The sequence below is a fragment of the Candidatus Hinthialibacter antarcticus genome, assembly GCA_030765645.1.
Classification (GTDB): Bacteria; Hinthialibacterota; Hinthialibacteria; order Hinthialibacterales; family Hinthialibacteraceae; genus Hinthialibacter; species Hinthialibacter antarcticus.
This window is the reverse complement of the sequence record JAVCCE010000003.1, coordinates 48,829-64,985: the sequence shown is the minus strand read 5'-3', so window position 1 is coordinate 64,985 and position 16,157 is coordinate 48,829. Positions and strand designations below refer to the sequence as shown.

Below are 16,157 nucleotides of genomic sequence, written 5' to 3'. Positions count from 1 at the left end.
TTTCAGTCGCCTTCAACAAAATATTTGTTCAGCCCACGTTAAAAACATACGCCCGGAACAGGCCCGGGCGTATGCAGTATACTGACTTCAATTGATTACTGCGACGCGACTCAATGTATCATCCAATCCTGAACGGGAGAATCAGCCGGGACGGAAAGAATCTTGACGTTGTCAATCACCCAGAACCATTCGTTCAACGCCTTAGTCCCGTCGGAACCGCCAGCGCCGTATAGTTTCCACATGATTTTCACTTCGCTTGAATTCGCCGCGTCGGGAATCTCAACGAGTTCAGGCTCTGCAAATCTTTCGTCGTTGGGAAGATCAGTCAGCGAACGGCGAATGAGGTTCACCCAAGTCGCGCCGTTGTCTAGCGAGTAATTCAACTCGCCGACCTGGCCGGAATAGTGCTGATAGATTTGATCATACGCCACCAACAATCCTTTGCCGCCAGGATTCAACGTCGGCGAAATCAATTCGCTGTTGAACGCGCCGACGCCCGATTGCTCATACTCATCGCTGTCAGCATCCGCGACATTACCATCAAAGTACGGCGAACCGTCGCGACCTTGTGCATAACTTTCGAAGAACTCAAGCGTCAAGAAACTCCACCCATTAAACTCGGGGAAGCCGTCGGGGTCATTGTGATTCACTTGCGTCCAGCCGGATGGATTGTCTTGACCGGACTGGCTATTGAAATCTTCTGACACTAATAATTCGCCGCCGTTTACAGTCACCATGAACCGCCCCGGCAATGACCACGGGCTTTCACGTCCAGCGTCGCTTGCATATTTGACGCGGAAAATATATTCATTGCCCGGCGCCAAGTTGCGAATCTGATATGCCGTCAAATCGCCCTCACTGGTGATTTCATCTACAATAGGGCGCTCGAAGCCAACATTCGCCCGCGCAATTTGCCAACGGGTTGAGCCGTGAGTTTCTCCATCAGGATCGGTATACGCGGAACCGTTCAACGTGATGAACCCCGGCGTGTAATTAACTTCGCCTGACGGCTGCTGCGCAACCGGTTGATCAATAAAGGTCGCATCCGAACTCGCAACGATGCGAACATTATCGAACGTCCAACTTTCTGAATTTTTGTTCGTTCGGAATAGAACCCGCACATTGCTTTTGCCTGCCACGTCGGGTGGAAACGTTACGGTTTCAACGCTGGAGCGCACCCCGTTGCCGCCGGAAAAGGCGCCAAACGAATGAACATTAATCGGCTCGCCGCCGTCGATGACAATGTCAACATACGCGTCGCCGCTGCCTTTGAAGCAAGAATCAAAAATCAACCAGCCGGTAGTGGCGTCAGAAAAATCCAACGCAGGCGTTAAATATTCATTGTCAACCATCGTATGCGACCAACCCGCAACCCATGAAACTTGCCCTTTAAAACCGCCGTGGCGCCCATCGCCCGCAACATTGACGCTATTGGAATCGTCACCTGCGGTGAAATCGGCCCAACGATAACGCGGGCGCGTGACATGAATGGCGCCAAACTCGCCGTCGCCAAAGCCTTCAAAATCAGTACCGACAAATTCCCAGCCTTGAGCGGCTTCGCCTTCGCTGGCGTCGTCAAAGTCTTCGGTCAATAGATCAAAACCGTCCAGGTCGCCAACGCTAAACATCACTTCATCTGACCAGGGGCCAGCGACATTGTCGTTATTCACATGACGAACGCGCCAGTAATAGGTTGCGCCGGGGCGCAACAACTCGCGGCGGGCGACAAACTGGGTCTGGTCGCCAGCGAGGTCGTATTGAATAAAACTCGCGGTTTCTTCTGCGTAACTATTCGGTTGCAATGAAGTATCGAGAACGGGATCGCTTTGCACCCACGCGATATGTTCCGGGTCCCAGCCTTCGTTTTCCATTTCGCCGAAGGTTCCGTCCGACAGCCGGATTTGCCATTGCGAGAACGCGTGATCGCCACCGCCTGCGAATGCGGATGACTGCAAGGTCACATTGGTAAATCCTACATCGCCTTGCGGAGAAATCGCCTCGGGTTTTGCAGGACCGGGCGGGACGTCGCTGTAACCCGTCAACAAAAATTTATCCAGCGCCCAATGCCAACTCCATGTGCCGTACATGACAAAATAGAATTGAATGGTTTGCGCGTTTTGCACGTCATACGCAAACGAATACGGCCCCCAATAGTTGCCTTCATCGCGATAACGCTCATCATCGAGGTGGAAGCCGCGCTGCCAGTCGCCATTGTCTAAACGATAGTAATACGCGCCTTGTTGGTCTTGGTTGCCGCGAAAGAATGATTCAAACGAAAACACGGCGTAGCTATACGCCGATACGTCGAATGGGTCGGAAACCAACCAAGTGTCAATCTGGCTGCCGCCGCCGGGGATAACGGTATCCGCCAGCAGAATGCGATTGCCCGAGCCTTCTTGCGAAAAGTCTGCGCCCGGCGCGTTCTTCCAGGTTGCGAGCGCATGCCAGTTTTTCGGATCATCGGAATGCTGCAATCGTTCGCCGTCATAGCCATCGCCGAAGGTCGTCCAGCCTTCATAATTGGCGGCGTTCCAAAGAGCCGATTCCAAATCCGGTTCGACGAGGTGCCCGGTATTGGCTGACTTCGTCCATCCGGTTGGGACTTGGGCTTCGGCGTAATCGTCAAAGTTTTCCTGGTAAATTACGGTTTGCGCAAATACCGGCGTCGCCAGAATACATACACAGACAAACAGACTGAACCATCGCTTCATGATAAAGACTCCTTATATATTAAATAAAGTAGTTGAAATTTAACATTGAAATTACAATCCCGATCCGCCGCCGCTGCTTCCGCCCGAAAAAGATGAAGGCGGGTTATAGACGCTGCCGGGGCCGAAGTGATATAAGTCGCCGCGCGAGATGACGCCATTGGTCGACTCGTAATACAAGACGTCGCCCGCATAAAATTCCGGCCCGCACCAGCCGTTGCCCCGGTCCCATTCCCAGCAGCCGTCCGTACCGGGACTGATGAACCCAAAACGAAAACTCTGGCGCGGTGGATCAAATAACCGCACGTTGCTTCGCCCGCCTACGCTTTGTGGTCGGCCTGTCGAGCGCAGTACCCCGTATCCATCATACGAAACATACCAATATTCGCGATGGCCGTTGGTGCTGTCGCCGGCTTCTGAATTATTTAAGAAGGGGTCTTTGGGAATTGTACCAATATATGAAATCGGTGTGGTAAGAAGACGATTGTTCATCCACCAGGGAATACCAGTGACTTGTCCATCGTCAGGATAGGCTCCATGATCGAGCGCGTACATTTCGACAGCCGTGGAGAGCGCTTTGATATCTCCCTGAACGCGGGCGATGGTGGCGCGCACCCGGGCATTCATAAAATTGGGCACGGCAATCGCCGCCAAAATACCGATGATGGCGACAACAATGAGAAGTTCAATCAAAGTAAATGCGCTTACATGCTGACGTTTCGTCATATCCACACCCTTATCAAGACACATTCACACACCTTGTCTAGACATATTTTTCACTACTTTTCAGAAAAGAACAAACTCAGAGATGGGTAACAAATTCGATTCTAAACAAAATCGGCATGGATTGCAAGAGAAAAAATACGTATTCATCATTAGGATATGATTAGGGAACCGTAAAAATTATATTAATCTTGTCTAGACATCTAACACAAATCAAACAAAGCAGGCTATAATTGAAAACGCTACAAGAACTTATAACTCTGAAGACCGGTTATGAACAATCAAAAAAACAAGCCAAAGTCAAAACAAAATAAGCCATTAGTCGAAAACTCCGACAAAGAGCGCTTGCCGCTGCACCGCCAAATCCGTGACACTTTGCGGCAGGAAATCTTTAGCGGTCAGCGGACTCCCTATTCGGAGATGCCGCCCGAACAAGAACTGGCCGCCCGTTTCCAAACATCGCGCATGACCGTCCGCCAGGCGATCAATGCGCTCGAAATTGAAGGTCTACTCGAAAAACAACAAGGGCGCCGGACTATCGTGTGCCCTCCGAAAGAAGTCGAACCGATTTTCGCCCTGCCGCACGACAACCAAATTTTTTTTCGCGGCGGAAAAACCATCACCTATACATTGCTGACGCAGGAACTCGTCCCGCCCACTAATTTGGTGCGCGAAAAATTACAACTCCCTTGGACGGTCGAAAAGGTCATTCTCATTTCGCGCATCCGGCATCTGCATGAAGTTCCCATCAGCGTATATTCAACCTATTTTCCCTACTCACGCTGCCCGGATTTATTAAAAGAAGACCTCACCGGGCGCTCGCTGGTGTACGTCATGCGAAATGAATACGGCTTGACTCCGTTTCAAATGACGCACGAATTAGAAGTGTTGTCTGCCGATGAAGAGGCCAGCGAAATTTTGAACATTCGCGAGCGGACGCCGATTATGAAAGTGGAGTCGGTTGAGTTTGACGAAGACGGCGCGCCGTTTTCCTTTAACCTTGAAACATTTCGAGCCGATCGGTACCGGTTTAAAATTATGATGTCGAACCCCGCTTTAGAACCAAAATCCGAAAAAAAAGAAACCTATCATCATAAAGGCTGAAAAAACATGAAAGTATTTTGTTTAGGCGGCGCGGGAAAAATCTGTCGGGAAGCAGCATTGGATTGGGTCGAGTTTGCGGACTTTGAACGCCTCACCATCGGCGACATCAACGAAGCCGCAGGCCAAGAAACCGTCGCATGGCTCAACGATCCGCGCGTCGATTTTGTGAAAGTGAATTTGCGCGACAAAGCCCAAGCCGTCAAAGCCATGACGGGCTACGACATTGTCATGGACGGCACCACCATCTCGCTTAACGACCTATCGACCTCCTGCATTGCCGAAGCGGGCGCGAACGGAATCAACCTCAACGGCTTCGGCGATGAATATAAGTACGACGAGATTTTTCGCAAGAACGGCAAGGTGTGCGTCCCGGGTTTTGGCATGACGCCGGGCACAACCAACATGATGGCGGTACACGCAGCGAACCAGTTCGACACTGTCGATACCGTGCGCGTCAGCCACGGCGCCTTTCGTCCGATTGCCTTTTCGGCCTCGATTGCCGAGACCACGACCTACGAATACGACCCTGCGTTGCCGGGCCGTATGGTGTTTGAAAACGGCGAATTCAAGCAGGTACCGCCCTTCGCCCATCCGCGCGAGATCACTCTGCCCGAACCCTATGGCACGCATACGCAATACATCATCCCCCACTCCGAAACCCAAACCCTGGCGGAGTTCCTGAAACCAAAAGGCGTACGCCTGATTGAAGTGCGCGGCACATGGCCGCCGCAAAACATGGCGCTCATCAAAGCGCTGTACGACTACGGATTCATGCGCAATGACAAAATCAAACTCAACGGCGCCGAGTTTGGCATCATGGGCGCCATCGCGGAATATTTGATTCAGTCAGAAGAAGGGCAAAACACCCAACTCTACGGCTATGCGCTGCACATTGAAGTCGAGGGCGTCAAAGACGGGCAGAAGAAACGCCACACCCTGACCCACACTCACCCATCATCGGACGGCTCAGAGCCGGGCTGGGAGAAACTGCGTTCATATACGCGCTGCGTGGGCATCCCGATGGGCATCGGCGCGCAACTGATCGCCCAGGGCAAAACGCAAGGCGAAGGGGCGTTGATTCCTGAGAAGGTGTTTAATCCCAGCGACGTATTTGCAGCGCTCAAACTGCGCCGCATTGAAATTCAAGAAGAAATCGAAACGATTGAATAGTTAGAAGCAATCTCAAATCTACTTGACCTTTCGCTGGGTGTAACATGGGTACAACTCTGCTCGCTTCAGTGCGGGCTTTCAGGCTCTTTTGCACAGGCGCTCCCAGAGTTGCACCCATGCCTGAATAGGCTTGTCAATTATTGATCTGCCGGAATCCCGTTTCGTTCTCATTACTTTTGAGATAGCTTCTAGGAATCTGGGCGCATTGGTTTATGATACGCAGCATGAAACCGTGCGTTGCAGCATTTACGTTGATTGAGTTGTTAATCGTGGTCGCCATCATCGGCATCCTGGCGGCGATTGCGGTCCCGAATTTTTTGAACGCGCAGGTGCGAGCCAACATCGCCCGGGTTCACGCCGACCAAAAAGCGCTGGAAAACGCCATTGAGCAGTATTTTCTCGACAACAACGGCTATCCGCCCTCATCGCACAGCGATAACGCCAACTTGGGTTCCACCAAACTGACGTCGCCGATTGCGTATCTTAATCAGGTGCTGGTTGATCCGTTCGCGAAGAAATATGAGAACTCGCGCGGCAACGATTGGGACTTGGTGTATGAATTCAACACCGCCTCCTGGCCGCGCGGAAGCTCAGCCGTCCCGCGCAACATCTATATCATGGAGTCGCTTGGCCCCGATCAATACGACAACTTTAATTCAACCCAATACCCCAGCCATAACGCCGAGTTTGAGTTTTACGACTCGACCAACGGCGTCGTCAGTTTTGGCGACATTGTCCGCGCGGGCGGCGCCTGGCAGCCGCGTTGGTATCGCGAACGCGCAGGCGGCAGGCAATCGACCAGCGCCAATTGGCTGTAAGCCTACTGGACTTCAATCCAATTACATGACGCACGCCGTTTCGCCAATTGAGAACGACCAGCCGTCTTGTGTTTGTTGCGCAGAAATCGCACCGTTTGCAGGCGCACCGTTTGGAGCAATGGGATACACCTTCACCTGGCGGGCGTTTTTCAACCCTTTCAGCACGACCGTACCCCGTACCGATTCTGTTAAAAGCGGTTGTCTTCCCCACGACTGGAGTGATGTATGTTCTTTATTCCATTTGGTATCTGCGTTATGCGCTTTTGCGGTTGCCGCCAGCATCATGCTACGCGACAATTCAATCGGACGATTATCGAGAGAAACACACAGCACAGACGCAAAGTCATTCTCGATATTCAAACTCAAGTTCTGTAATGGTTGCTCACTCGAACGAATATATCCAACCACGCCTTGCGTCATTTCTGTATTGATTGATACGGCGCCTTGATTGGGGTTTTGAATATTCCAAGTCAGTTGCTTTTCATCATCAAAAATCAGAGACGGCCTTTCTGATTCCAGATAGGTTGATTGTTCTCCGCTCAAACTCAAAACGCGCGTTCGATAGCGCAATGGAACAGACAAATCAAAACCCGGCGTAAAATAGGGGCGTTCGCTCGATGGCATACGAATGCTGTCTAACACGTACGGCGCCGAATACGACCGCAGTACGGTCTTGTCGGCTGGCGCTATGTCGCCGCGCATAAACAAAAACGCGCTGGCAGCCAGGTTCGCCATTTTTACTGCATCAGGGCGAATGTCAAAATGCCCGCGCATTTCGGGTTTCCATTGGCTAGGCGGCGCATGATCGAATGTATAAAAATAAATGCCGTCCCAATCTTGTAAGGCCGCATACGCCGCCAAGATTGGAATGCCCTCACAAGCATATTCATTTGGATACGGGTGGTTGGTTTCAGAAACAGTAAAGGGCTTACCTTCAATCGCCGCGCGCGACAATTGCACCGGCGTTGAAAAGTAGGGATTATTCACCATTGGCGTATTCTCAATCTCAAACGCGCCTCTACCGTCAACGCGGCCTTCTTTGTAATTCGGGTGTTGCCAATAGACATGGCTATCGACGACCTCTAACAACGCATTCGCGCTGAGATGCGCATAGCCGGATTTGTAGTGGTTATGGTCAGACGAACCGACGATGTGCGCTTTTACCCCAAGTTCGTTTTTGAGAAATGCGTACATCATTTGAAAAAACCGTTTTTCTGTCTCGACATAAAACCGCGCTTCCGTACGGAAGCGCAATGTGGACGCGATCTTGAATTGCTCTGGAACTAAACGGGGAAGCGCCTCGCCGTCGCCGACGCCCGCTTCTATGCGAATTTGCTCCTGCTCTGCTGTAGATACATTCTTCGCAAACCACTGGTTGAATTGTTCATTTAATTGCTTCGCGTACGACGGCGGGATGTCCGTCCATGTACCAGGGTTCTTTGTTGTATTTTCGCCTTTCAAGCGGCCCGCCGCCCAATATTCAACCAGCGAGTTTTCATTGACGATCTCGACGATGTTCACAGCGGGTTCATTGCGGTATTCGGTTTTCGTATACGGGTTGATATGCGTCAACAATTTTTGGGCGTAGTCTTTTTGCAACTCAATCAATCTCTCATCAAAGTAAGTTGCCCCTTTGGCGAAGCCCAAATATTCCGCCTCGCGTACGCCGTCTCCTTCTTTAAACCGACGCGCAACGTTGAGATTGAGATTGATGTAGATTCCTTGTTGCTTGAGTTGATAAATAAAATAGTCGAAGCGGTCGAACAAGTCTGCATTGAAGGTTTGCGACGTATCTGGATCGCCTTCGAGAAATTTTGTCCAAGGGCTATCCATAAAATGAAAACGTACGCCATTGATTCCAAAACGCGCTATGTAATCCGCAAATTCCGCCGCGTGTTCTTTTTCTGGAAAACACGCATTTGCTGAAACATTGATTCCCCATATTTTCAAACGTTTGCCATTTGGCCGAACAAAATGCCCGTCCTCAATTCGAATGAACCCATCCTTGCCTGCTGGAGCGTCAAGGCGATTTGACAGGTTGACGGGCGAGGCAGGGTTTTGGCTCCATTCCCAACTGAATGGAGCCAACTCTTCGGCATAAAGGGTTTGGCAAAACAACAGCGCGGCAACAAAGTACAATGTGCGGACCATAATAACTCCCTGGATGAAAGCGAATCAGTGATGATGATCCTCAACATTGTAAACAAACAGTTCAAGATTCCCTAACCATGCAACGCGACGCCGACTTCATCCGCTTTTGCGCGAACGTAATCTGCGGCTTGCTTATACTCTTCCGCGTTGGGCAAGTGCTCTAACATCAGCGGCGCGTCAGGATAGCGGCTGAGTTCTTTGAGAAACACGCCGTAATCCAGATTGCCCAAGCCGGGCCGCACTTCATCCAAATGAACCGTAAATGCGTCCGACATTTTGATGTCTTTCGCATGGCAGCTGCGAATCTGATTTCCGAAAGCGCTAAAAGCGTCTGAGATGATTTTTGCGTTGTTATAGTAGCGTCTCGGACTGTTGATAATATTGACGGGATCATAATGCGCCGCAAATCGGTCGCGCTTCATGCGTTCCAATAGTGTCATGTAAGATTCCGTCGAATCAGGGATCGCCCACGGCATAGTTTCAAGCGTGAAGTACGTCACTTGCGGATTCACCGCGTCGATGATTTCCCGCGTCGTTTTAATAATTAGATTCAACGTCGCGCTGCGCAAATTTTTGGGGTGGTGGCTGTCCCATTTCTCTGGATTCAACGAGCCGCTGATGTTAACGCAACAACGCGCGCCAATTTTTTCTGCGAGTTCTAATTGCGTTTTGCATTTATCAATCGCAGCCGCGCGTTTTTTCGAGTCAGGATCAATCGGGTTTGACCACGCGCCGACTTCAGCAATTGTTATGTCGGCTTCATGCGCCGCCTGCTTGTATTCTGCAATGAGCGCGTCGCCCGCATCGGCGCCGACAGGACAATAGGCTGCGGAATATCCTAACGCTTTTACTGCCTTCGTCCATTCTTCCGGCGAGTTGTAAGATTCAAATACTGGCCCGCCCAAGCGGACGCTCTCTTGCGCGCGCGCTTTCTCGGGCGCAAATGCGGTTGCGGCAACGGCGGACAAAGCGACAAAAGAACGGCGTGAAATCGAATTCTTCGCTGACATGATATCTTCTCCCCAAATCTAAAATTAACCAGATTGCAAGTAAATGACTTCGATATAGCAAGAGCATGTGCAGCGTGGTACGCTATCTTACATAGAAGTATAAAAGAATTTCTGGAGTGAATCTATGAAAAACTTTAAGATAAATCGACGGTCACTAATAAAGGGATTGGCAGCAGGTTTATTGTATCCACTTCCATCTGCAAGAAGCGCTGAAACGGTTGACGTTGTTATGACGGTTCTCGGCCCGATTCAACCCGGCGAAATGGGAGTTACCCTACCGCACGAACATGTGCTGGTGGATTTTATCGGCTGGAAAAAAACCGGAAAACACCGTTGGAACTCCGATGAAGTTTGTCCGGTGGTACTTCCCCATTTGGAACAACTGAAACAACTCGGTTGCAAGACGTTGGTAGAATGCTCACCGAATTTTATTGGACGCGACCCGGCGTTATTGAAAAGGCTTTCAAAGGAATCAGGATTAAACATTTTGACGAACACCGGCCTTTACGCCGCCGCCAATGAACAATTTGTGCCCGACTATGCCCGCAGCGAAACGGCGGACCAACTCGCAAAACGATGGACGCAAGAATCTGAAGAAGGCATAGACGGAACAGGCGTCAAACCGGGCTTTATTAAAATCGGCGTGAAAAACGGTCCACTCAACGAGATTGACCAGAAGCTCGTACGCGCCGCCTGCCTTACTCACAAAGAGACCGGGCTGGCAATCGCGTGTCATTCGGGCGGCAACGGCGCGATTGCGGATGAGATGCGCATTCTAAAAGAAGAAGGCGTTCGCGGCGATGCGCTGGTTTGGGTACACGCCCAAAATGAACAAGATATGGATTTGCTAATGCAAGCCGTCGACTTCGGCGTTTGGGTCTCGTATGACAAAGTCAATCATAACTCGATGGAAAAAGACATTGCCCGCATCCTTCAATACAAACAACAAGGCGCACTGTCCAACTTACATCTGTCTCACGACGCGGGCTGGTATTCGCCCGGGCAGGAAAACGGCGGCGATTTTCGCCCGTTTGACGCCATCTTCACGGCGCTGCTTCCTGCATTGAAAGACATTGGTTTCACAGACGACGAGATAAAACAAATCACGCAAACGAACCCCCAACAAGCATTCACAATCACAAAGCGCTTGCTTTGATCAAATATTAAATTGCTTAAAATGATGGTTGATGTGTAATCCTAAAAGCCGGCTATTCGTTCGTAGCGTCATCGGCCCGAAAAACATGTGGGAGATGACGCGGTTGGGCTCTTTGTTTGTCAGATCAATAAACGCTTGCGCCAAGCGCTCAAACTTGGCGCGTTCCGCTTCGAAATCTGAATCCGGCTCTGGCGTAATCATTTCCGGCGCTTTCACATTTTTAGGGAAACCGGGCATAACATAGAGCAAGAGAAATAAAATGACGTTACGGCTGAAAAATGTACTTTCGTCTTTCACGTCAAACTTGCCCAGCGCGGACTCGAAAAAGAAAGTCAAATGCGCCAGCATTTTTGCTGGCGTCATGCTTCCCCACTGTGCGCGATCCTGCGGCTGCAATTTACGAACCCGCTGCTGAAATTCCAGCCAGTTATCCTGATTTAAGATCACCGTTTCGCCGCCTAATTCGATTGGGTTTTTATCGTACTTTCATATTCCGAAAAGTAATGTTGAATCAACGGCAAGTCAAATTTGCTTAAGATGCTGGTGTTCGGTTCCCGTTCTAATAAAAACTCAAACGACGCTTCAATTAACGCTTCTTTGGTAATAGAGCCGCCCGTTAACTTTTGATAATAAGCGTCGTCTAGCGTCACCGTATGCGTGGTTGTCGACGACGCGGCGACAGTCACGTCGAACTCAACGTCGCTTTTTGCTTTCACTTGAATTGACATCATCCGCTCCTCTTTGTTCGCGATTTATTCATCGCCTCGCGCCCACACCCGCCATTCTAAAACGCCCGCGCTGGACTTGGGCTGCAACTGCGCTTCGATGCGCAATGCATCGGTTTCAACCGGACCAAAATCAACTCGATTGAAGCGGTTCAACTCTGTCCCATAGTCGCTGACGAACGGCGCAGGAACCCACTCGTCGCCGTCGCGGTAATACAACCGCCAAAACGCCGGGACGCGGCAGCCGCCTTCTCCACTATCATCAAACCAATAGACCTCGATGGAAGAAACGATTTCCGTATCGGCGAAATCAAACTGCGCCCATTCGAGCGTTCCTTTATGGTCCCACCAGGTAAAGCGCGGGACGGACGTATCATTTGAAGCCTTTGGTTCAATCTGGTCATTGAGCGCTGACAGAATATTGTCTCCTTGTAGATGCGAAGAAGACGTTTTGCTCTCGCTGGCGATGGTCATAGACGGCGCCAGTGCGGGATGCTCGGGCAGCCACACCGTCATCGCGCCGGAGACGCGATTGTCCCACGAATAATACGGTACCGCAACGAAAGTTGCGTCATCATATTCACGCGCAGGACGATACAAATGCTCGCTCCAGCCATCTAAAGTGCGAAACTGCGCGGAGCCTTTGAGTACGGTGACTCCACCCAATAAATTTGGGCGAAACTCAGCGGCGACTTGCGCATGACGCGGCAAAGACAGGTGATGGACGCCGACCTCATTGTCCATTTCTTCCAGGCAATAAATCATCGGGCCGCGCTGCAATGCGACGCGCCCCGTGTTGGACGCAACGAATGGGTGCGCTTGAATTCGCCGCACCGCCATCGGCATTAAGACTTCGACTTTATCGCCGCGTTTCCAGGTGCGATGAATTTTCGCATAGCCGTTGTGTTCATTATAAGAAACATGGCTGCGGTTTACTTTGATCTCCGGCGCGTCGCACCATTCGGGCAGACGGATCGACACGGAAAACTCCGCCGTTCGTTCTGGATCAACCGCAAGCGTCATGGCGCCTTGCCAGGGCATTTCTGATGTGATGCTCAGTGCGACGGTTTGTCCATTCACGTCAACTTGCGTACGGCTGCCGATGTACTGATTGATATAGACGCCGTCGCGCCCGACGCCGTAGATCGCACCGCCAATCTGGGGAATAAACCGCGCCACGTTGGGCGGACAGCAGGCGCAGGCGTACCAGTCCTGTCGATGGTGCTTATGGTTGGGGTCTGCATTGACGCCGCCGGGGTGATAACCATTCGCGCCGTAAGTTGACATAGGATTACGGTAGTTAAACAGGCTGCCGTCTAGCGAGACACCCGCCAGGACGCCGTTATAGACGACGCGCTCCCATAAGTCAGCGAAGCGAGAATCGGCGTGAAGTTGGGTGAGGCGCTCGTTGTACATCGCCAGCGCGATAGAAGCGCAGGTTTCAGAATAGGAACGCTCGTTAGGTAGATCGTAACCGCTGGAAAAGCCCTCGCCGTGTCCGGTCACGCCGATGCCGCCGGTGACGTACATTTTGCGTAGGGCGAGATCGTCCCATATACGCTGCATGGCGCCGTAATAGCCTTGGTCGCCCTTGATCGCAGCAAGGTCAGCCACGCCGCAGAACAAGTACATCGCCCGCACCGCATGTCCGTTGACTTCGCTTTGCTCGCGCACAGGCAGATGGTCTTGGGCGTAATACTCCTGCGGTTCCCGGCCTTCGGTATGACCACGTTCTTCGACAAAAAATTCAGCGAGGTCGAGGTAGCGCTGCTCGCCAGTCAGTTTATATAACTTCACCAGCGCAAGTTCAATTTCTTCGTGTCCGGGCACGTCGCGTCGCTGGTCGGGGCCGAAGATTGAATCAATCAAGTCAGTGAATCGAATGGCGACGTCTAACAGTTTGCGTTTTTGGGTTGCTTGATAATACGCAACTCCGGCTTCGATCAAATGTCCGGCGCAATAGAGTTCATGCTTGTCGCGCAGGTTGGTCCATTTAAGATCCGGCTCAACCAGGATGTAATACGAATTCAAATAGCCGTCGTCCTGCTGCGCGGAGGCGATGGTATCAATCATTTTGTCAACACGCGCTTCAAGTTGCGGGTCAGGCTTTAAGGCCAGCGCATGTGCGGCGCCTTCGATGGCTTTATACACATCCGAATCGTTGAAATAGATGCCCTCAAACTCGCCGTCTTCCAGCCCCGCCGCTTTAGCGAAATTACTGATGCGTCCGGTGCGTTCGCACCAGTCCAACACATGGGGAACGGTCGAGTCATGATTCGCTTGCAGGCGCGGCGTCCAGAAGGCATCGTCGATTTCTACCTGGTCGAACGGGACCGCCTGAAACGCGGCTTCCGACCTAACGGACGCTGCAGCTAAAGTTAAATAAATACCCGTCAGAAGAAATACGTTTCGAAGCATTGTCTTACTCTCCCAAATTCCGCATGAAGTTTCTTGCACTAATATTTGATTTCAAACGATACGCCCTCCGGCGAATTCGCATAGCGTAACAGCAAGGTTTTCGTCGGAGCATTCCATTCATATTTGAGATCGACCGCTTCGCCGTTTACGTTTGCGTTGATGGATTTCGGCTGCGAAGGCAACAATACGCGAGCAACGCCGTTGATATTTAACGGGCCTTTCATCACGAATGAATAGCCCGCATCCGTCTTGGTTTCCTGATACGCGCGCGAGGCGGCAGCCAACACGCAGGGCGCATCCGGCGCGAGAACCAGTTGATAAAACAGTCCCCGCTGGCCTGGCTTGAGTTCTTTGTCTAACAATACAGGCAACTGCGGATCATACAAATCAATGACGGGGCCTTGAACGAGAAACGGCTCATTACTAACGCTTTCCTGCATCACCGAAACAATAAAATACGGCCCTCGCCGCAACGCGAGATAATTCTTTTGAAGAATCGGCGTTCCATACAATCGCTGAACTTCGCTCACCATGCGTTCGCCGCCGTCTTTCGCCATCGCAAATTCTTTGGGGTTCTGGCGTATGATCGACAGCGTGCCTTTGCCGACGGGGTAACGGCCTTCGGCGTTGGGCTGAATGACGCCCATTTGCTGGAACAGGTGAACGCTGGGAGCGGCAAATTCAGCGCCGTCCTGGTTCCACCATTCGCGCACGGTTTGATAGGGGTCGTCGTCGCGCCCCGCGAAGAGCAGCATTCCGCCCTGTTGCACCCACTGCGCCAACGCTTGATGATACGAAGGGCTGAGCGGCTTCATGTTGGCGTAACTCATCACCAACACGCGAACGTCTTTCAACACATCCGGCTGCAAGAGGTTTTCCATCTGCACCAGTTGCACGGGGACGCCGCGCTTCACCAGCGGCAACGCCATGCCGTACAAATTAGAAAGACGCGGGTCTTGATAGTCTTTAAACGTCGGGAAACGCTGGAACATCATTGAATCTGACAATAAGACGCCGATGCCCTTCGCGCCCGTGACGCGGTTGTCCGATTTGGGCATATCATTGAGCGCATTGATGAGAACTTGAATCTCCGTTGCATAATCAGGCGGGATGGGTTGGCGTTCGCTGCTGCCGCCGACCTGATATTTGCCAAAGAAAATACGGTTAGGCCACGGCATCACTTCGTAGTGGTCAACCGCCGGATGCAACAACTGCGCGGTGAAGGTCGCTTCGTAATTGAGTTTGTAATCTTCCCAGGAGTGATTGGGATTGTCTTCGATCGGGTCCGTCAAAAAGTAAACGCGGCGCCCGGTGGGCTGGGTCATCGCCAACATGGAGCCGTATTCAAGAAACGCGTTTTCAAAGGTGCGTTCGCGTTCAATGCCATGAAAAAAAGTCGGCGTACGCGCGGTGCCTGTCCACACCTGAGCGATGTAGCCGTCCATGCCGGGCAGGTTGGCCAGGTTCGCTTCGGGGCTGACGATGCTCCAGGCGGAATAATTAATCAGCGTATGGGTCGGCACATAACAGCGCACCCGTTCGCCTTTTGACTCGCTATAGTCTTTCGCATAAAGGAAGAGTTCTTTCAACGCGCGAAAATAGAGATGATATTTTAATTTCGCCGAACGGTAAGCGGCGTCAGGAGTGGAATGCTGCGCCTGCCAGTCTTCGCCGTAATAAGCTTTCCATTCGCGCTTAAAGCCATCGCTGTATCCGCCCCGGTTCCAAAACTCGGGTTCCTCTAAAAAGATCGCTTTGGCGCCGCCGTCGATGGCGCGTTTGATGAGCGTTTTGAGATATTCGATATAACTCGGGGTCGGCACCATATACGGAACCGTCGCGCCGTGCATGATGCGCGTCCCGTCGCGCTCGACCTGTCCTTCGTCGTGGTGAGTTTTGCCGTCAAAGCGGCCTTCGATGTAATCTTGATATCCGCCCCAGGCGACGCCGGTCATAAATTGAATGCCGTAGCCTCGGTCTTGCCAACTTTTTGCCCGTTCAGAAAACGACTCGTTCATTCCATAGATGACGGCGACGTCCGAACGGATATCCATCTCCGCCCGCCAATGCGACGCGGTTTGGAATATGGTCTTTTCAGGCGCGTCTTGCGCTGATGCAAACAGAGAGGCGGCGATTAAAAGAAAAGCAACATGAAAAAGGGTCGGTTTCATCGT

General features: G+C 51.6%; 12 protein-coding genes. 4 read left to right on the top strand and 8 right to left on the bottom strand.

The features are described from left to right. Positions 1–110 precede the first annotated feature (110 nt). Both P9L94_00850 and P9L94_00845 read right to left on the bottom strand, forming a co-directional pair. Positions 111–2,711 (bottom strand): fibronectin type III domain-containing protein, encoded by a 2,601-nt coding sequence (locus P9L94_00850; GenBank protein ID MDP8242599.1) that lies wholly within the window; start codon positions 2,709–2,711, stop codon positions 111–113. 51 nt (positions 2,712–2,762) lie between these two features. Next, the gene (locus P9L94_00845) at positions 2,763–3,434 is read right to left on the bottom strand and encodes a prepilin-type N-terminal cleavage/methylation domain-containing protein (GenBank protein ID MDP8242598.1); all 672 of its coding nucleotides are present in this window, start codon (positions 3,432–3,434) and stop codon (positions 2,763–2,765) included. Between the two features lie 270 nt (positions 3,435–3,704). Between P9L94_00845 and P9L94_00840 the strand changes: the two genes are divergently transcribed. The 3 genes from P9L94_00840 (at position 3,705) to P9L94_00830 (ending at position 6,523) form a co-directional block, all read left to right on the top strand. Continuing rightward, positions 3,705–4,535, top strand: coding sequence for a GntR family transcriptional regulator (locus P9L94_00840; GenBank protein ID MDP8242597.1), 831 nt, complete (start codon positions 3,705–3,707; stop codon positions 4,533–4,535). Positions 4,536–4,541: 6 nt separating this feature from the next. Then, positions 4,542–5,705 (top strand): saccharopine dehydrogenase C-terminal domain-containing protein, encoded by a 1,164-nt coding sequence (locus tag P9L94_00835; GenBank protein MDP8242596.1) that lies wholly within the window; start codon positions 4,542–4,544, stop codon positions 5,703–5,705. A 224-nt stretch (positions 5,706–5,929) separates the two neighbouring features. Then, a complete protein-coding gene (locus tag P9L94_00830) occupies positions 5,930–6,523 on the top strand; it encodes a prepilin-type N-terminal cleavage/methylation domain-containing protein (protein MDP8242595.1) in 594 nt (197 codons plus the stop codon). 21 nt (positions 6,524–6,544) lie between these two features. On the opposite strand, the gene P9L94_00825 is transcribed toward P9L94_00830, so the two are convergent. Next, positions 6,545–8,674, bottom strand: coding sequence for a cellulase family glycosylhydrolase (locus tag P9L94_00825; protein ID MDP8242594.1), 2,130 nt, complete (start codon positions 8,672–8,674; stop codon positions 6,545–6,547). Between the two features lie 71 nt (positions 8,675–8,745). Beyond that, the gene (locus tag P9L94_00820; protein MDP8242593.1) at positions 8,746–9,684 is read right to left on the bottom strand and encodes a TIM barrel protein; all 939 of its coding nucleotides are present in this window, start codon (positions 9,682–9,684) and stop codon (positions 8,746–8,748) included. A 229-nt stretch (positions 9,685–9,913) separates the two neighbouring features. On the opposite strand from P9L94_00820, the gene P9L94_00815 reads away from it, so the two are divergent. Next, on the top strand, positions 9,914–10,840 hold the full coding sequence (locus P9L94_00815) for a hypothetical protein (protein MDP8242592.1): 927 nt from the start codon (positions 9,914–9,916) through the stop codon (positions 10,838–10,840). Here P9L94_00815 and P9L94_00810 read toward each other — a convergent pair whose 3' ends face one another. Genes P9L94_00810 through P9L94_00795 form a run of 4 tightly spaced genes read right to left on the bottom strand, consistent with a single transcriptional unit; the run spans position 10,841 to position 16,154 of the window. Next, positions 10,841–11,287: a DUF1569 domain-containing protein gene (locus P9L94_00810; protein MDP8242591.1), complete on the bottom strand. Its 447-nt coding sequence runs from the start codon at positions 11,285–11,287 to the stop codon at positions 10,841–10,843. It abuts the gene before it with no gap. Positions 11,288–11,298: 11 nt separating this feature from the next. After that, a complete protein-coding gene (locus P9L94_00805) occupies positions 11,299–11,571 on the bottom strand; it encodes a hypothetical protein (GenBank protein MDP8242590.1) in 273 nt (90 codons plus the stop codon). 21 nt (positions 11,572–11,592) lie between these two features. Then, a complete protein-coding gene (locus tag P9L94_00800) occupies positions 11,593–13,983 on the bottom strand; it encodes a glycoside hydrolase family 127 protein (GenBank protein ID MDP8242589.1) in 2,391 nt (796 codons plus the stop codon). Between the two features lie 38 nt (positions 13,984–14,021). Beyond that, a complete protein-coding gene (locus tag P9L94_00795) occupies positions 14,022–16,154 on the bottom strand; it encodes a hypothetical protein (protein ID MDP8242588.1) in 2,133 nt (710 codons plus the stop codon). Positions 16,155–16,157 lie beyond the last annotated feature (3 nt).